Annotated in this window: 21 protein-coding genes; 7 read left to right on the forward strand and 14 right to left on the reverse strand. The window is 64.5% G+C overall.

Annotation, left to right across the window (positions count from 1 at the left end):
• Positions 1-220: 220 nt before the first annotated feature.
• Both MA07_RS16770 and MA07_RS16775 read right to left on the reverse strand, forming a co-directional pair.
• Positions 221-973, reverse strand: a complete 753-nt coding sequence (locus MA07_RS16770) for a glycerophosphodiester phosphodiesterase family protein (protein WP_036353337.1) — start codon at positions 971-973, stop codon at positions 221-223.
• On the reverse strand, positions 970-1,440 hold the full coding sequence (locus MA07_RS16775) for a RidA family protein (RefSeq protein WP_036353649.1): 471 nt from the start codon (positions 1,438-1,440) through the stop codon (positions 970-972). Before MA07_RS16775 ends, MA07_RS16770 begins: the two co-directional genes overlap by 4 nt.
• A gap of 125 nt (positions 1,441-1,565) precedes the next feature.
• Between MA07_RS16775 and MA07_RS16780 the strand changes: the two genes are divergently transcribed.
• Positions 1,566-2,405, forward strand: a complete 840-nt coding sequence (locus tag MA07_RS16780) for a cell envelope integrity EipB family protein (protein ID WP_036353339.1) — start codon at positions 1,566-1,568, stop codon at positions 2,403-2,405.
• 85 nt (positions 2,406-2,490) lie between these two features.
• Here the strand turns inward: MA07_RS16780 and MA07_RS16785 are convergent, their stop codons facing one another.
• Positions 2,491-3,759, reverse strand: a complete 1,269-nt coding sequence (locus MA07_RS16785) for a DNA polymerase IV (protein WP_052003243.1) — start codon at positions 3,757-3,759, stop codon at positions 2,491-2,493.
• 12 nt (positions 3,760-3,771) lie between these two features.
• Positions 3,772-4,062, reverse strand: coding sequence for a DUF3572 domain-containing protein (locus tag MA07_RS30175; RefSeq protein ID WP_036353341.1), 291 nt, complete (start codon positions 4,060-4,062; stop codon positions 3,772-3,774).
• Between the two features lie 99 nt (positions 4,063-4,161).
• Between MA07_RS30175 and MA07_RS16795 the strand changes: the two genes are divergently transcribed.
• Both MA07_RS16795 and MA07_RS16800 read left to right on the forward strand, forming a co-directional pair.
• A complete protein-coding gene (locus MA07_RS16795; protein ID WP_036353343.1) occupies positions 4,162-4,545 on the forward strand; it encodes a response regulator in 384 nt (127 codons plus the stop codon).
• Positions 4,546-5,058: 513 nt separating this feature from the next.
• Positions 5,059-6,900, forward strand: coding sequence for an adenine deaminase C-terminal domain-containing protein (locus MA07_RS16800; RefSeq protein WP_036353345.1), 1,842 nt, complete (start codon positions 5,059-5,061; stop codon positions 6,898-6,900).
• A 4-nt stretch (positions 6,901-6,904) separates the two neighbouring features.
• On the opposite strand, the gene MA07_RS16805 is transcribed toward MA07_RS16800, so the two are convergent.
• The 5 genes from MA07_RS16805 to MA07_RS16825 all read right to left on the reverse strand — a co-directional run bounded on the left by MA07_RS16805 (position 6,905) and on the right by MA07_RS16825 (position 9,847).
• Complete coding sequence (locus tag MA07_RS16805; protein ID WP_052003245.1) at positions 6,905-7,714, reverse strand: alpha/beta fold hydrolase; 810 nt, start codon at positions 7,712-7,714, stop codon at positions 6,905-6,907.
• A 34-nt stretch (positions 7,715-7,748) separates the two neighbouring features.
• Complete coding sequence (locus MA07_RS16810; RefSeq protein ID WP_052003246.1) at positions 7,749-8,870, reverse strand: FUSC family protein; 1,122 nt, start codon at positions 8,868-8,870, stop codon at positions 7,749-7,751.
• 74 nt (positions 8,871-8,944) lie between these two features.
• On the reverse strand, positions 8,945-9,127 hold the full coding sequence (locus MA07_RS16815; protein ID WP_036353347.1) for a hypothetical protein: 183 nt from the start codon (positions 9,125-9,127) through the stop codon (positions 8,945-8,947).
• Between the two features lie 70 nt (positions 9,128-9,197).
• Positions 9,198-9,572: an SPW repeat protein gene (locus tag MA07_RS16820; protein WP_036353352.1), complete on the reverse strand. Its 375-nt coding sequence runs from the start codon at positions 9,570-9,572 to the stop codon at positions 9,198-9,200.
• Between the two features lie 11 nt (positions 9,573-9,583).
• A complete protein-coding gene (locus MA07_RS16825; RefSeq protein WP_052003247.1) occupies positions 9,584-9,847 on the reverse strand; it encodes a glutathione S-transferase N-terminal domain-containing protein in 264 nt (87 codons plus the stop codon).
• Positions 9,848-9,978: 131 nt separating this feature from the next.
• On the opposite strand from MA07_RS16825, the gene MA07_RS16830 reads away from it, so the two are divergent.
• On the forward strand, positions 9,979-10,374 hold the full coding sequence (locus MA07_RS16830) for a hypothetical protein (RefSeq protein WP_348270408.1): 396 nt from the start codon (positions 9,979-9,981) through the stop codon (positions 10,372-10,374).
• 22 nt (positions 10,375-10,396) lie between these two features.
• Here the strand turns inward: MA07_RS16830 and MA07_RS30180 are convergent, their stop codons facing one another.
• Positions 10,397-10,657: a hypothetical protein gene (locus tag MA07_RS30180; RefSeq protein ID WP_036353354.1), complete on the reverse strand. Its 261-nt coding sequence runs from the start codon at positions 10,655-10,657 to the stop codon at positions 10,397-10,399.
• 150 nt (positions 10,658-10,807) lie between these two features.
• Here MA07_RS30180 and MA07_RS30185 point away from each other — a divergent pair, with 150 nt between their 5' ends.
• The 3 genes from MA07_RS30185 to MA07_RS29705 all read left to right on the forward strand — a co-directional run bounded on the left by MA07_RS30185 (position 10,808) and on the right by MA07_RS29705 (position 12,590).
• Positions 10,808-11,188, forward strand: coding sequence for a response regulator (locus tag MA07_RS30185; RefSeq protein WP_160195447.1), 381 nt, complete (start codon positions 10,808-10,810; stop codon positions 11,186-11,188).
• Positions 11,185-11,820, forward strand: coding sequence for an SGNH/GDSL hydrolase family protein (locus tag MA07_RS16845; RefSeq protein ID WP_036353361.1), 636 nt, complete (start codon positions 11,185-11,187; stop codon positions 11,818-11,820). The genes MA07_RS30185 and MA07_RS16845 overlap by 4 nt, the downstream gene beginning before the upstream one ends.
• 203 nt (positions 11,821-12,023) lie before the next feature.
• Entirely contained in the window at positions 12,024-12,590 is a 567-nt protein-coding gene (locus tag MA07_RS29705) for a hypothetical protein (protein ID WP_052003249.1), read from the forward strand.
• Positions 12,591-12,685: 95 nt separating this feature from the next.
• Here the strand turns inward: MA07_RS29705 and rpmG are convergent, their stop codons facing one another.
• From rpmG to rnr, 4 genes are all read right to left on the reverse strand, one after another.
• On the reverse strand, positions 12,686-12,853 hold the full coding sequence (rpmG, locus tag MA07_RS16855) for a 50S ribosomal protein L33 (RefSeq protein WP_036353365.1): 168 nt from the start codon (positions 12,851-12,853) through the stop codon (positions 12,686-12,688).
• Between the two features lie 276 nt (positions 12,854-13,129).
• The gene (locus MA07_RS16860; protein WP_036353670.1) at positions 13,130-13,855 is read right to left on the reverse strand and encodes an NUDIX hydrolase; all 726 of its coding nucleotides are present in this window, start codon (positions 13,853-13,855) and stop codon (positions 13,130-13,132) included.
• Positions 13,856-13,884: 29 nt separating this feature from the next.
• Complete coding sequence (locus tag MA07_RS16865; RefSeq protein WP_081929012.1) at positions 13,885-14,316, reverse strand: DUF983 domain-containing protein; 432 nt, start codon at positions 14,314-14,316, stop codon at positions 13,885-13,887.
• 14 nt (positions 14,317-14,330) lie between these two features.
• Positions 14,331-16,643, reverse strand: a complete 2,313-nt coding sequence (rnr, locus tag MA07_RS16870) for a ribonuclease R (protein WP_036353368.1) — start codon at positions 16,641-16,643, stop codon at positions 14,331-14,333.
• Positions 16,644-17,001: the final 358 nt, after the last annotated feature.

The following is a 17,001-nucleotide window of genomic DNA, read 5'->3' on the forward strand; positions in this document are numbered from 1 at the left end:
TGGAAGGACCCCGCCGTTAGGGATTAAGAGCTAATCACTCGGCGAGATCCTTGCAACCGTCAGTCTGTGGCCACCTCTCCGTCATCCCGGGGCCACGTAGCGGAGCCCGGGATCCATAACCGCTAACATTGGAGGATAATCTCCGTGTTAGCCGAGCAGCATGTTTTGGAAGCGTCGTGGTTATGGATCCCCGCCTTCGCGGGGATGACAACCGGATGTCTCAGGGCAGAAAGCCTTCGAACACCATCTGGTCTGCGTGCTTCTCGGCGTGGGCGCGCTCCTCAGGCGTCCGCACCGTCCAGGTCATGACGGGCAGGTTCCCGAGGAGCCTGCTGAGATGGGTGGAGGCGCAAGGAATGTCCTTCACGCGCCAGGACAGGAAGTGCGGCTGCGACTCCCCGAAATGGAGCAGGTTCGCCATCCGGTGCTTCTTCTCGGGCGTCAGGAAGCTGTCAGCCTTGGATGCATATTCCAGTTCGCCGATGAACCCGCGCGTGATGTTCGGGGCATGCTCGCGCAGATACGCCACGATGTCCGGATCGAAGGACTTGATGACGAACGGGCCGTCGTAATCGCTCAGGATTTCGATGACGCGCTTCGTCAGCCGCATGTCCTCGTTGAACTGGCTCTTGATCTCGACGACCAGCGGCGTGCGCCCGGCAATGTTGCCGAGGTAATCCTTGAACGAGGGAATCTTGTCTCCGCCAATCGTACCCGAGATGCCGATCCGGGTGAGATCGGAGAGCTTGCGCTCGGCGACCAGACCCGTTTCGCCCGTGATGCGGTCGAGCTCGAAGTCGTGAAAGACGATGGCCTCGTTGTCGGCGGTCAGCTGAACGTCGAGCTCGATGGGAAAGCCACGTGCGATGGCGGCTTCCGCAGCCGAGACCGTGTTCTCGATGACACCCTCGGACTTGTTGTGAAGGCCGCGATGGGCAATGGGCTTCGCGACGAGCCAGCCGGGGATGCTCATTGGACTTCGAACATCCCTTCGACTTCGACGCAGGCATCGAGCGGCAGTTCCGCCACGCCGACGGTGGAGCGGGCATGCCGGCCGGCATCGCCCAGCACTTCGACCATCAGGTCCGAGGCGCCGTTCATGACGGGGGCGAGAGCGGCAAACGTGGGCACCGCGTTGATGAAGCCGCCGAGGCGCACGCAGCGGGTGACCTTGTCCAGATCGCCGACCGCCGCCTTCAGCTGGGCGAGCAGATTGATGGCGCAGAGCCGCGCGGCCTCCTGGCCGACCTCAGGCGAGACCTCGGCCCCGACCTTGCCCTTGTGGGCGTCGGCCATCTTGCCGTCGAGCCCAAGGCAGAGCTGCCCGGAGATGATGACCAGATTGCCGGTTCGGACGAACGGCACGTAATTCGCAACCGGCGCGGCCGGCGTGGGCAGGGTGATCCCCAGTTCCTGAAGTTTCTTGTCGACTTTGCTCATGGAGGCCTCGATGTGTGACATCATCCGGACGGAGTAGTGGCGGATGAGCCGGAAGGACGCAAGCGGGAACATTGCCCTGTGGGCGGGAGCGGCCTATCTTGCCTGACGTTGCGTCGGGAGAAGATATGCGTTTGTTCGTTGCGGCCTTCGGCCTGTCCATCGCCTCGCTGATGCCTGCTGCCGCCGAGACGGCGAAGGCCCCGGTTCAACTCGCGCCCCATCGGGCCGTCTATGATCTGTCGCTTCTGCGGGCGGGCGGCTCCAACGGGGTCGAGAGTGCAAGGGGCCGCATCGCCATGGAATTCGGCGGCGATGCCTGTGACGGCTACACCCTCAAGTACCGTCAGGTGACGATCCTCAACAGCAGCGAGTCCGGCGCCAACACCATGGACGTCCAGACCGCCACCTATGAGACCGGCGACGGCCGCTCCATGCACTTCAAGTCCACGTCGTTCCGCCAGGGCATGATCAAGGACAGCGAGGTCGACGGCGACGCGAAGATCAGTCCGGAAGGCATGCTCAATGTCGACCTCAAGCAGCCGAAGAAGACCGCGTTCGGCTCCACCGGCGAGACGGTGTTTCCGACCGAGCACCTCAAGCGCCTCATCGAGGCCGGGCGCCGGGGCGATACGACCCTGTCGGTCCGGGTCTATGACGGCTCCAACAAGGGCGACAAGGTTTACGACACCCTCGGGTTGATCGGCCGCAGGATCGAACCCGGAACGGCCCTGGCCACCCTGGAGGAGCCCGTCCGGAAGGACGATCTCGCCTCCCTGGCGCGCTGGCCCATCACCATCAGCTATTTCGAGGAAGGCAAGGGCGACCGGACGCCGGTTTACCGGATCTCTTTCGAGCTCTTCGAGAACGGCATCAGCCGGGACCTCAGGCTCGATTACGGCGACTTCGCCCTCAAGGGCGAGCTGAAGAGCCTCGACGTCCAGAAGCCGAGCCCCTGCCAGCGCTAGAGCATCGGACCAAAAAGTGGATTTGCACTTTTGGGATCCATCCGGTGCTCCTTCTTAGAAGAGCGCGTCGTCCCGGGACGACGCGTTAGTTCTTGCGCAGCACGATTCCCTTCTGCAGGGCGCCCACGCCGAACTTCTCGCGGATCTTGTCGATGGCGGCCTCCATATGGGCCTGCCGCACCACGGATTGGTCCGCAAGGTCGCCCTTGTCCGCGTCTGCCGCATCGCACAGGTCGGCGGCACCGATGCCGATGAGGCGGAAGGCGGTGCCGTCGCAGGAGGCTTTGAGGAGCTGCCGCGCGGCGTCGAAGAGACGGGCGGCAAGCTGCGTGGGCGCGAGGCCCGAGCGGGTGCGGGTGAGCAGCCGGAAGTCCTTGTCCTTCAGCTTCAGGGTCACGCTGCGCCCGGCGAGGCCCGCCTTCTTGAGGCGGCGCGAAACCTTCTCGGAGAGCCGCCAGAGGATCGGCTCCAGTTCGTCGAACGAACGCAGGTCCGTCTCGAAGGTGGTTTCCGCCGAGATGCTCTTGGTCTCCCGCTCCGGCGTCACGGCCCTGTGGTCCTCGCCCCAGGCGAGCCGCGACAGACGCTGCGAGTCGCGGCCGAGCGCCTCGAACAGGGTCCTCAGCTCCACGTCCCGCAGGTGGGCAATCTGCGTCACGCCCACCTTGGCGAGCCGGGCTTGAGCCGAGGCGCCGATGCCGGGAATGATCCCCACCGGCTTGTCGGCCAGGAAATCGGCGGCTTCCTCCCGGCCGATGATCGAGAAGCCCCGCGGTTTCTGGAGGTCGGAGGCGATCTTGGCCAGGAACTTGTTGTAGGACAGCCCCACCGAGATTGAGATGCCGATCTCGTTCTCCACCTTCCGGGCAAAGCGCGCCAGCGTCAGGGCCGGGCTGCCGTGGTGCAGCCGCTCCGTTCCGGTGAGGTCGAGAAAGGCCTCGTCGATGGAGACCGGCTCCACCAGTGGGGTCAGTTCCAGCATGAGCTGGCGGACTTCGCGGCCCGCCTTGCTGTACTTCTCCCCGTTCGGCTTGATCACCGTCGCGTGCGGGCAGAGCTTCAGCGCCTGGAACATGGGCATGGCGGAGCGAACCCCGTAGATGCGCGCCATGTAGCAGGCGGTCGAAACGACCCCGCGCTTGCCGCCGCCGATGATCACCGGCTTGTCGGCGAGGCTCGGATCGTCTCGTTTCTCCACGGCCGCGAAGAAGGCGTCGCAATCCACATGCGCGATGGAGAGGCTGTCGCGCTCCTTGTGCCGCAGCAGGCGAGGGGACCCGCACGCCTTGCACCGTGCCGCCAGGGGGCTGGCGGCCAGTGTCAGGCAGTCACGGCAGAAGGGCGCGTTGCTCATGGGACGATGAGGCTATTCGAACTCGGAGGGAGACAGGGTCCAGCGGGCGCTCATGATGTGCTCGGGCTTGGTGTTCAGCTCCTTGGCGAGCGCGAGCAGCAGCGGCTCGTCGGAGACCACGTAGTCGAGGATGCCGGCGAAGAAGCCGGACGACGAGGCGACCGAGCGGATATTATCCGGCCCGAGGCCCGAGACGGCCAAGAACCGTCCAAGGCGCTCCTCGTCGCTCGTGATGAAGGCAAAAGCCCCCACTGCGACATTTTCGGCCTCCTCGCGGGTAACTCTTTTTAAGGGTGTGTTCATGCTGTCAGTTTGCATTTCATCAATAGGTTTGGACCTAACTATACCATCAGACGAAAACATGGGCCGGTGAAGTGCGTTTTGGGCCCCGGGATAGCGCCAATGAAGAAGACCGTGCTCATTGTTGAGGATAACGAACTCAACATGAAGCTCTTCAACGATCTCCTCGAGGCCCATGGCTATGCGACCCTCAAGACCAGCCATGGCATCGAGGCCATGGAACTGGCCCGGGCTCACAAGCCGGACCTGATCCTCATGGACATCCAGCTGCCCGAGGTCTCCGGTCTCGAGGTGACCCGCTGGCTCAAGGCCGACGAAGAGCTCAAGTCGATTCCCGTCATCGCCATCACGGCGTTCGCCATGAAAGGCGACGAGGAGAGGATTCGGGAAGGCGGCTGCGAAGCCTATATGTCGAAGCCCATCTCAGTGGCCAAGTTTATCGCGACCGTGAAGACTTACCTTGAGGCAGACAGCAAGCCGGCATGACTTGGAGAAATCCTTAGCCGGGGTGAATCCGACGCCTGAGCAAGCGGATTCATCTCCTTGAGATACCTCTGCTTTAAATTTTTTGGGAAAATGCCGCTTTTTGGCCACATGGGTGCTTGCAACGCCTCATGTTTCCTATACGTTCGACCATAGTTTCCGCTCCAAGCGGAAGAAATGCCCTACGGATGCTCAGGTCCGCCGCATCTCCTGGGACTTCGTGGGCTCGGCCAGCCTGGGAGCAGATGTTGCCTCCTCAACGCTGCTCTCGGCTGGCCACCAACTTTTCCAATAAGGCGCCGCAAGGCGCCTTTTGTTTTGGCCAGATGCCTCCTCAGGCGGGTTCGGTATGAACCTCCTGTTTCTGAAAGCGAATCAGCTACTTTCCTGTTTAAGCCAAGCTTCGCCGTAAGGAAATATACCCTTAGGTAAGCCTTGACGCCTTTGCGATGCGGGATGCGGTCTCGATCCTGCCCTGCTAGCTTAAGCCAACGCTTTCCAATGGGATGAGGGATCATGGACCACCGCACACCTTCCTTGCCGCCTAGAACGGCGCTGACCCGCTTCTCCGTCTCTCCCTTGTCCACCATGACCCGGCGCCTGGCCGATGTGGCGTCCGGCCGTGCGCCCGCCGATCTCGTGATCACCGGGGCCCGGGTGCTGTCCACCTACAGCGAGCGCATTGCGCCGGAGCGGGAGGTCTGGATCGCCGGCGGTCGCATTGCCGCCGTGAAGCCGGCCGGTTCCTACCGGCAGGTCGGAGGTGCGCCCAGCCGGGTCTATGACGCCAGGGGCGGCATCATCGCGCCGGGGCTCGTCGATCCGCACATTCATATCGAGAGCAGCATGATCACGGCCTGCGCCTATGCGGAGGCAGCGCTGCTGAACGGCACCACCACGATCTTCTGCGACAGCCACGAGATCGGCAACGTGATGGATGCAGCCGGCATCGAGATGATGCTGGAGGATGCGCGCCATGCACCGCTCTCGATCTTCCTCACGGTTCCCAGCACAGTTCCTGCCACCACGCCGGATCTCGAAACGGCCGGTGGCGACCTGACGCCCGAGAAGATCGCGGCGCTCTTCGACCGCTGGCCCGAAGCTGCGGCCCTCGGCGAGAAGATGGATTTCGTGCCGGTCACCATGGGCGACGAGCGCAGCCACGCGATCCTCGCAGCGGCGCTGGAGCGCGGCAAGCCGGTCTCCGGCCACATCTACGGGCGCGAGTTCGTGGCGGCTTATGCGGCAAGCGGCGTCACCGACACGCATGAAGCGATCGACCGGGACATCGCCGACGATCTGCTCGATGCCGGCGTGTGGATCTTCCTGCGCGGCGGCCCGCCGACCACGCCGTGGCATTCGCTGCCTGAGGCGATCAAAACGATTACGGAGCTCGGCTCCTCGCACAAACGCATCTGCGTCTGCACGGATGATCGCGATGCGGACGATCTCATGCTGTTCGGCATGGACTGGGTCACGCGCGAAGCCCGCCGCGCCGGCATGAGCCGCGAGCAGGCCTGGAGCATGGGCTCGCTCCATCCTGCCACGCGCTTTGCCATGGACGGCGAGATCGGCGGCCTCGGCGGCGGACGGCGTGCCGATCTCGTGCTGCTGAGCGACGACCTCGACGTGCAGAACACCTGGTACGGCGGCGAACTCGTGGTCGAGGGGAAAAAGATCACGCCCGTGCTCGATCAGGCGCTCTCCAACCGCTACCGCTATCCCGACGAGGCCTATCGCACGGTCCACATGCCGAACGTGCCGAAGCTGATCCCGGATCTGCCGACCGAGGCCTGCACAGCCAACGTCATCCGTGTGGCGCTGCCGGGCATCGTGCTCTTCCACGACAAAGTGCAGTTGCAGAAGGAAGAGAGCTGGGACGCTCTGCTCTCCAAGAACGACCTCACCTTCGTGACCGTAATCGAGCGCCACGGCCGCACGGGCGGCAAGGGTGTGGCGCACGGCCTGCTCAAGGATTTCGGCCTGAAGAGCGGCGCGGTGGCGAGCAGCGTCGGGCATGACTCGCACAACGTGATCGTGGCCGGCACCAATGAGGCCGATATGCGCGTGGCGCTCGAGACTCTGATCGAGAGCCAAGGCGGCGTCTGCGTGGTGGATCAGGGCAAGGTCGTCGCCATGGTGCCGCTGCCCATCGCGGGCCTTCTTTCCGACAAGCGCGTGACCGAGGTGGCCGAGGAAACGCGTGCGCTCAAGGCGGCCTGGGAGAAGGCCGGCTGCAAGATCGCCTATATGGGATTCAACCTCATCCCGCTCTCGGTGATCCCGGAAATCCGCATCACCGACAAGGGGCTCGTGCTGGTGCCGGAGATGGAGCTGGTGCCGCTTTACGAGAGGTGAGTTCTCAGCGTGAGGCGGTGGCTTCGAAAGCAGCGACCGCCTCACGCATGGCAGCCACAAAGGCAGGATGCTGGTAAAGATCGTTGTGCCCCGCATCCGCAATCGTGCGATCAAGAACGAGATTGGGAATGGCGCTCCGCAAGGGCACAGTTCGACGCGGCGGGACGATGGTATCGCGGCCTGCTGCAATCAGTGCCGTGGGCGTCGGCCGATTCTTCACCAGATCAATGGTCGGCATGTGATGGCGCAGGAGGAGGTTCGTCGGCGCCCAGGAGAAGTGCTCCCGCGCCAGAGCTTTCAGCGAGTCGAACGGCGTGACGAGGATCAGGCCCGCGAGTTCCCGGCGGTGCGCCAGATTGGCTGCCACACCGCTGCCGATGCTGAAGCCGACCGCAACCACCTTCCGAGGGCGCTCCTGCTGCAGGTGATCGAAGATCGTCAGCGCATCCGCGAACAGCGCCTTCGCGCTCGGCTCTCCGCTGCTCGGCGGATAGCCGCGATAATGGAAGGCCATCACCTCATGGTCGGGAAAGAGCCCATGCAGGGTGAGCGCGACGGCATCCGCGTTCCAGGCATTGCCGCCGAACCCGAGCAGGAGCGGCTTCTCGCCAGACGCCTTTCCAAGCCGCGCGCCGATGAGGCGATCGCCATCGGGTGTGGCCACTTCAAGTCTTTCTGCCGATGATGGAAGTAGAGGGCGATTGGCGGCCGCCATCTGAGCCGGGAACAGCATCCTGGTCTGGAACAAGGCCGTCACAAGGACGAGGCCCGCATAGAGCATGGCGATGCCGAGAACGAGAGTGAGAAGCCACATGGGTGCTGACCTGGATGTTCGAGCCACAGGCACATCAACTCCCTGCAGCCGTTTTGGTGCGCCCTGAGGCCAACTCGTCGGTGCGGGCAAGCAGATCGCCGAGGTTCTTCTGGAACTGCTCGAAGGCGAAACCCAGGGCGAACACCTGTCCGACCGTCTTTCCGGTAAGCTCGCGAATGAGCGCATCGACTCGCAGCGCGTCCGCATCGCCGTTGAATGCCTCCAAGGCCGCGCGGAAGGTTTCCGGATCCGGCGCCTTCGTGTGGTTGCGAAGAGCGTCGGCCAGGCTCAGGAGCAACGCACGCGTGGCCTGATGCAGTGCTGTGAGCGAGGGCCTGAGCCTGTCCAGAACCGGAGCGGGCAGGGGACCGGACGCCGCACGGCCGATCATCACGAGGTCATGGCGCACCCGGTAGAGGGTGCGGATGAGCGGCTCGGGATCGGGTGCCTCGGTGAGGTGGGTTCGGCGCTCCCGTGCCGCTTCTTCCGCGGCGGCTTCCGCCTTCTTCAGAGCCGAGCGGATCTGCGGGTGGATCTTCTGCAGGGCCGAGCGGCCTGTCAGGCCCGCGGTCAGCTCGTCGATGAACACGGTAACAAGGTCCGCGTTGAGCGACACGACCTTGGCGGCGGCCTCCGTCATCAGGGTATGGGCCCGCGCCGGCAGCACGAAAACGGCAACGAGCACCCCGACGATGTTGCCCAGCGTGATCTCCAGCACCCGGTCGATGGCCGAGGCAAGAGGGCCGATGGCCTGTCCTGTCGGCGGCAGCAGCATGATGAGCGACGTGATCGGCGCCACGCGGAAGGCTGGCTTGACGGCTGCAAGGATCGCCAGGGGGAACAGGGCTACGATGATGGCGAGCCCGAGAGTCAGAGCCGAGTCGTGCGGAATGAGAGCGGCGATCACCCCGCCATAGACTGCTCCCGCGAGCGTGCCGCTGAAGCGCTCGACGGCAGCCTTGAGGGAGCCGCCGACGCTCGCCTGCATCACCACGACGGCGGTGATCACCGCCCAATAGCCCTGCGGCATGTCGAAGAAACGGGTAACCGCGTAGGCCAGGACACCCGCGATGGTGACCCGCAGAGCCAGCCTCAGCTCCGCGCCCCGCGCGCCGATGCGTTCGCCTGCTCGCTCGATCCACCCAGACAATGCCATGCGATTCTCCGAACGCGGAGCATAGCGGGTGGTTCGCAGGATGGACTACGGAAACGGCGCCTGGCCGGACGAGGCTATTCGCGCGGCAGAACCACGAGGCTTGCTCCGCAATCGTCGCAGGTGCCGAGGCTGGGCGACGCGATCATCTGTGACGTGCCGCATTCTGGGCAGCCCTTGAGGGCCATCCTGAGGGATCCCACCGTGTGATGGGCGCTTTGACGGTGAGCCTCACTCGCCCCGACGATGCTCTCGAACATGGCTGCCTCCCTTGTGGCGCCAAGATGCTGCGCCCCACCGGCAGGCTCGTCAACGAAGCTTTCTAGGTATTCAGGCCGGTTCCCGGTGGCCGGTCGTCAGGATCGGTTCGAAGCGTGTGACAAAGCACGCCACGACGGAGAACAGGCCGAAGAGAACATGCGGCCAGAGCACCCGGTCGGCAAAGCCGAACAGGAACGGTGAGGCCGCCAGCACAGCTCCGCCGAGCCCGTCGAGGATCAGATGCATGGGCATTGGCAGGATTTTCAGGAGGCCGAGTTCGTAGGCCGTCACGACGGAATACAGGATCGCTCCTACGCCGAACACGATGGCCACCCATGTGGCGGCCGCCACATCCGCAAAGCCGAAGAGCCACGGGCTTGCCATGAGCGCGATGCCCCAGAGGTAATCGATCACGCCATGCACGCGGGTAGGAAGAAAACGCATGATGGTGCTCTTTAGGCCCGTGCCGCACCTTGCGCGCCACCGGTGTTCTGCTCGAGCCACTGGATGATGTCGCGGCTTTCCAGGATCGGCTCTCCGTCGACGACGAGGCAGGGCACCTGGGTCTTCCCGGTCAGCTGCGCGAGCCTGTCCTTCGCGCCCTCGGTCTCGTTGACCTCCAGATACGCGATCCGGTCCTGCAGGCCGCGCTCCTCGATGAAGTCGCGGACGCGGGCCGAATAGGGGCAGGCCCATTTGTGAATGAGTTCGAGCTTCAAGATCCTGTCCTTTCGGGGGCTGTTACTTGAGGGAGCGACGGCGCCGGCGGAGCAGCGTGGCGATCCCGACAATGAGGCCGGACAGCACGATGATCGTGCCGATCGTCATCAGCCAGATGGCGCCGCCCTCCATGGAGTCTCTCCCTCACAATCTGTTCGCCAACGTCGGGCGCGTGCGCCTGTTCCGTATGGCTCCCGGCCTTGTGCGGGTAGCGGCTCGCTCTACTTCGCCAGACGTCAGCGAGAGGGCACGACGGCGCATGAGCAGGATCGAATGGCGGCAGGATCGGGTGGCTGGCGTGCCGCTGAACCGCCATGTCGGCTTCGTCGGGGCCATCGAGGTCGGCAGCGTGGCCTATGACGGCAGCAACCGGTTCTGGATCTGGTCGACGCCCCTGCAGGAGGATGCCTGGGGCTATGGACCCACCGAGCAGGCGGCCAGAACGGCCCTCGAACTGTGGCTGGCGTCCTGGCTGGAAAACTTCCGGCCGTTCTTTCAGGCTGGCGACGCCCCGCCGCCAGCCTGACCGATATGGAACGTATGGTCCGTCAGACCCGGGTGTTGCGGCCGCGGCCCATGAAGTAGAAGACCAGGGCCGCGATGACCACGACTGCGACGATGATCCAGATCCAGTCCATGCCCTCGCCGGCAGCACCGCCGGGATTGGCAGCCGTGGTCGTTCCGGACGGAGAGGTCGTTCCACCGCCAGGGGTGCCGGGAGTTCCGCCCGGCGTGGTCTGGGCCATGGCGATGGCGCTCCAGACGGTCAGCATCATGGTCAACAGGGAAACCTTGAGCGTTTCGATCATCTGATCTCTCCTTGTCCCGACATCGGGCATAGGATCAACGTCCTCATGCGACACCCCGTTCCGGAAACCCGAGCGGAGGCTGTCTCGGAACAAGGGCGGCTCCGCCTCAGTTGTCGCGACACGCTTTCCTCTTGGACAAGGAACGTGCGGGTGCCTTCAGAAGACCAATCTCCGGTGATCGTTCTGGTGGACGAGGAGCCGACCATCCGGCAGGCCACTGCCCGCCATCTGCGCGAGGCCTCCTTCCAGGTCGTGGAGGCGGCGGATTCGGACGAGGCCCTGAAGCACCTCGAAACCTCGTCCACGGTCCATGCTCTCGTGACGGACGCTCACCTTCCCGGCACGATCGACGGGCACGAACTCGCCGGTCTGGCACGCAGGCGCTGGCCCGATCTCGCGGTGGTGATGATGTCCGGGCATTCGGACGCCACCTCGGGTCCCGTGCCGCCTGGGGCCGAGTTCGTCGCCAAGCCCTATCTGACCACCCATCTCGTTCCAACCCTGAACCGGCTGCTCGGGAGAGGCGCATGACCCACGTGGTTCTGCTCGGCGACAGCATCTTCGACAACGGCGCCTATGTGCGGCGCGGCGAGCCTGACGTGATCAAGCAGGTCCAGGCGAAGCTTCCGGGCGACGGGAGGGCAACGCTCTGCGCAGTCGACGGCGCCGTCACGACCGGGGTCCTGAGCCAGCTGTCTCGGGTGCCGTCGGATGCGACCCACCTCGTCGTGAGCGTCGGCGGCAACGATGCCCTGCGTCACAGCGGAATGCTGCGCGAGCAGGCCCGCTCGGTCGCCGAGGTGATCGGCCGGTTCGCCGCCGTGCAGGACGAGTTCGCCCGCAATTACCGCGCCATGCTCGACCGCGTTCTCGACCGAGGCCTGCCGACCTCCGTCTGCACGATCTACGATGCCCGTTTCCCCGATCCCCAAGAGCAGCGCCTCGTCGTGACGGCGTTGTCCATCTTCAACGACGTCATCACCCGCGAGGCCTTTTCCCGCAGGATTCCCCTGATCGATCTGCGCCTCATCTGCGACGAGGCGGACGACTATGCCAATCCCATCGAGCCCTCCGCGAAGGGCGGCGAAAAGATCGCCGGCGTGATCGCCCAGGTGGTGGCCGGGAACACCATTTTCCCGCGCTCACAGGTCTACGCACAGTGAGCTGCTCAGTCTCGTGAGGGGGGCTGACCTGTGCGTCCAAGGCCCTTGTTGCTTCAAAACTTGGAGCATTTCTGAACAAACTTTCAGAAAACCTTGATTTTACAAAGAAAGATAAGGGTTTGGCAGCTAAGCTGCGAACCAAATCTCAAGTTCCGAATTGAATTGGCATTGAAGGGTATTTGCCACTTCTCACGAGGTCGACCATGAAGAGGTTCGCATTACTGGCAAGTGTTGCCATCATCACTGTCGGAAGCGTCGGGACCGCTGATGCTCAGTACCGGCGCCACCATCGCGGTGGTTGGAATAATGGCGGCGCGGTTGCCGCCGGCCTGATCGGCGGCGCCGTCCTCGGCGGCCTGCTCACCGCTGCGGCCACCCCGTCCTACGCCTACCCGGGCTATGGCTACTATCCCTACAGCGCTCCGGCCTACGGCTATCGGTCCACCTATAGCTACGGCTACGGTTATCCGGCGGCCTATCCGGCTTATAGCGCTCCGGCTTATGGCTATTACTCGGCACCGGTAACCCGCGTCGTCTACCAGCCGGCCCCTGTCTACCAGACCCGCGTCGTCTACCGTCAGCCGCGCGTAGCGACCCGGGTCGTGTATCGCGAGCCGCGCTATCGCACCCGGGTCGTGTACCGCGACCGGGACCGTGCGGCTTACTATCGAACCACCCGTGGGGATGTGGTCGTCACCGGCTCGCTCCGCCGCCACAACCGAGAGATGGACCGGGTCCGCCGCTGGGAAGACACCCGCTCGAGCCGGTAATTAGAGCGGAGCCGCCCAACCAAGCTCCGCCCAGCCCAAAAAGAAAAACCGCCCGGAAGGGCGGTTTTTATCTGAGCAGTTCTATTGGAAGCCGATTACTTGATCTTGGCTTCCTTGAACTCGACGTGCTTCTTCGCGACCGGGTCGTACTTTTTGAAGGTCATCTTCTCGGTCATCGTGCGCGAGTTCTTCTTCGTCACGTAGAAATAGCCCGTGTCGGCGGTGGAGACGAGCTTCACTTTGATCGTTGCGGCTTTGGCCATGGTTCAAGACCTCTTGTTCGTTTCGGCGGTTCGGGTGGCCTCAGGGCGTTGCCGAAACGCAAAGGCCGGGCGAACCCGGCCGGAAAATCGTGCGGTTCCCATGCCCGATTATCGCGAGCCCGTCAAGGGTGAAGGACAGGAGGGAGGCGGATTCTCACCTTACAGGTTGTCCCTGGCCTGCCAAGCAGAGCCCAGGATCGCTGGACGAGAATGGCGCCCTTTTCCTGCTCGCGCTCCCGGATCTTCGCTGCGCTTCGTCCGGGGTGACGATCCTGGTTACAGCAATTCCTTCACGAACCGGCCGCGCTGCTGGTGGAAGAAGGGGACCGGGAGCTGTTGAGCGAATCCGGCGGCGATGCGGGCCTCCAGTTCGCCGAGGATGACCGTTGTGATCGGCGGCAGGTCCAGGGCCTTGGCCTGATCGATGGTGACCCAGGCCAGTTCCACAAGCTCGGCTTCCGGCCCGATGACGCCCCCGACCTCGTCCGCGATGGCGGTCCGGTCCACGGCGAAGAATCGGGTATCGAAGCGCCGCACGCGCTTCGGCGGCGTGATCGCCCGTCCGATGAAGTGCAGGGCTTCGAGGTCCGGATGGACGCCCCGCTCCTGAAACGCCGTCCAGGCGGTGTCGGCGGGGGCACGCTCCGGGCTGCCGTACTCCTTCGTGCCGAGCATCAGGCCCGTCTCCTCGAAGGTTTCCCGGATGGCGGCGAGGGCCAGGGCCCGGCAGCGTTGGGTCGACGGGCGCGTCACCCGGGCCATGAGGGCCTGCTCGGCGCGGGGGTGGAGGGCGCCCGTCACGGTCATGGACCGGTCGCCGGCCTCGATGCGCCCGCCGGGGAACACGAACTTGCCCGGCATGAACTTGAGCCCCGCATGGCGCTTGCCCATAAGGACCTTCGGGGTCTTCGCCTTGCGGTCGATGATGATGAGGGTTGCGGCGTCGACGGGGCGTAGGACGGGGGCCTTGGGATTGGTCTCAGCGGAAACGAGGCGATCCATCTTCGCCAGGGTTTCGATATCCGTCACGTTCAGTTGTCCTCGTCGTGATTCTTCTTGGCGCGGGCCGCCCCGAAGCCATGCATACCTAGCGCGTATTGCAGCCCCACGACAGCGCCTTTCACCGGCTGAAGCAGCGCGAGGCACAGGATCAGGGTGAGCGCTGGCCAGGTGGCCAGATGCACCCATAAGGGCACCTCAAGCCTGGTTTCGGTCATGAGAATGCCGTAGCCGAGAAGGTGGCCGACGATGAAGATCACCACATAGGGCGGAAGGTCGTCAGCCCGGTGATGGTGAAACTCCGTCCCGCAGGATTCGCAGTAATCGGCAACCTTCAGGAAGCGCCCGAACAGCCGGCCTTTGTTGCAGGCGGGGCAATGGCCCAGGAAGCCCCGCCGCATGGCGGGAACGACCTTCACCTCGCCCGGATCCGCCGCTGGAGCGGTCTTGATCGTCAAAGACATGCCTCGTCCTTACCTCAGGCGCGTCCGCGCCGCTTGACCTTCACCCTGGTCGGGGAGCGGGCGGCAGCTCCGGCCGCCTTGGCCCGGCGGGCCGGCCGTTTGCCGCCCTTCAGGCCGCCGCCGCTGGTCTTGCCCGTGAACCGGCCCTTGGTGAGGAGTTCGAAGCGCAGCGCCCCCGCCACGGGGGCCGCCTCCACCAGCTTCACCTCCACCTTGTCGCCAAGGCGGTAGGTCTCGCCGGTATCCTCGCCGCGCATCGAGTGGGTGGTCTCGTCGTAGCGGTAATAGTCGTTGCCGATGGTGGCCGCCGGGACGAAGCCGTCCGCGCCGGTCTCGTTCAGCTTGATGAACAATCCCGCCTTCGACACGCCGGAGATCTGCCCGTCGAATGTGGCCCCGATTCGGTCGGCCAGGAAGTGGGCGATCAGGCGGTCGATTGTCTCACGCTCCGCCGCCATCGCCCGCCGCTCGGCGGCCGAGATCTTGGCGCTGATCTCGATCAGCTCCGCCCGGGTGGTGCTCGCAGGCAGCCCGTCCTTGCCGAACTTCAGAGCCGAGACGAGCGCCCGGTGCACGATGAGGTCCGCATAGCGCCGGATGGGCGAGGTGAAGTGGGCGTAGCGCTTCAGATTCAGGCCGAAATGGCCATAGTTCTCCGCCGCATATTCCGCCTGGGACTGGGAGCGCAGCACCACCTCGTTGATGAAGAGCTGGTGTTCCGAGCCGTCGACGCTGCGCAGGATGCGGTTGAACAGCTCCGGCCTGATCGGCCCCTGTCCAGGAATCTTGAGCCCGATGGAGGCGAGCACCTCGCTCAAGGAGCGCATCTTCTCCAGGGAGGGCTCGTCGTGAACCCGGTAGATCAGGTCGGACTGCGCCTGCTCCAGGGCTTCCGCGGCCGCCACATTGGCGAGGATCATGAACTCCTCGATCAGCTTGTGCGCCTCGAGCCGCTCGGGCACGAAGACCCGGTCCACGGTCCCATCGGGTTTGAGCACGATCTTGCGCTCGGGCAGGTCGAGGAAGAGCGGCTCGCGGATATCACGCGCCTTTTTCACCTGCTCGTAGGCGGTCCAGAGGGGCTTCAGGATCGTGTCGAGAATCGGCGTCGTCACCTCGTCCGGGCGACCGTCGATGGCGGCTTGGGCCTGCTGGTAGGAGAGCTTTTCGGCCGAGCGCATCATCACCCGGTGGAAGCTGTGGCGGACTTTTCTCCCGTCGGGGCCGATCACCATGCGCACGGCAAGGGCCGGTCGGTCCTCCCGTGGCCTCAAGGAACAGAGATCGTTGGAGATCCGCTCCGGCAGCATGGGCACCACCCGGTCGGGGAAATAGACCGAGTTGCCGCGCTCCTGCGCCTGCTCATCCATGGCGGAGCCGGGGCGCACATAGGCCGACACGTCGGCGATTGCCACGGTGACGATGAAGCCGCCGGCGTTGTTCGGGTCCTCGTCCGGCACCGCGTGGACGGCGTCGTCGTGGTCCTTGGCGTCCGGCGGGTCGATGGTCACGAGGGGCAGGGCGCGCCAGTCCTCGCGTCCCTCCAGGGTGGCGGGCTTCGCGGTCGCGGCCTCGTCCAGCACAGCCTTCGGGAACTCGTTGGGGATGTTATGGGCGAAGATCGCGATGAGGCTCACGGCCTTCTCGGATTTCACTGAGCCGAGGCGCTCCTTCACCTTCGCGGTCGGCAGGCCGAAGCGGCCGTGCTTCACGATGGAGACGGCGATCAGGTCGCCCTCCTGCGCCTCGCCCTCGTCGCCGGGCCTGATCTGCAGTTCCTGATCGCGCGCCTTCTTGTCGACCGGGATCAGCCTTCCGCCGCCCTCGGGCAGGCTGCGGAAGATGCCGAGCACCTGGGCCTGCTTCTTGGCGATGATCTTGGTCACGCGGCCGGAATAGCGGTGGATATCGCCGGGTTTGAGCGGATCAACCCGCAGCAGCGCCCGATCGCCGACACCCGCCACGGGCACCCCCGGACGCGGCTTGCGCGGCGACACGATGATGATCGTCGGTATTGAGCCGTGCTCCTCCTCGTCCCATTCCGTCGGCACCGCGATCAGCTCGCCGTCCCGGTCGCGCTTGGTAATGTCGGCGAGCACGACCGGCGGCAGCTGGCCAGCCTTGTGCATGGTCTTGCCCCGGCGGTCGACGACGCCTTCGATCTCCAGATCCTTGAGGATCTGCTTGAGCCAGATGCGGTCGTTGCCCTTGATGTTGAAGCGGTGGGCGATCTCCCGCTTGCCCACCTTGCCCTGGGCCTGGGTGATGAAGGACACGACCTCCTCGCGGGAGGGCAGGTTGGTCTGGGTGTCGGGACGTTTGGCCAAGGAGGAACTCGTTCGGTTGACGGGGTCTTGTCGCACGCAAGCTTGGCTGCGACCAGCCCGGCGGCTGTCATTGTCATGACGCGCGGAAACGCCAAGAGATCCATTCCGCAGCGAAGGGCCGTTCAGGCAAAAAATAAGGCCCCCGCGAGGGAGCCTTGAGGGACCGGCCCGTGGGGGCAGAATGAGCCGGTGAGCTTGTACAACGGGCTGGGAAGAAGATGGTTCCAAACTTTTTTGAAAAAATCGAAGAAAGTTCCGAGGCTGCCAAACTCAACGTCATGGCTGGCTTGTCCCGGTCGCCCTGATCCGAAAAGCGATGCCTTTACCAACCGAGATCACCGGCACAAGGCCGGTGATG

This window comes from Microvirga sp. BSC39 (assembly GCF_000739015.1).
Lineage (GTDB): Bacteria > Pseudomonadota > Alphaproteobacteria > Rhizobiales > Beijerinckiaceae > Microvirga.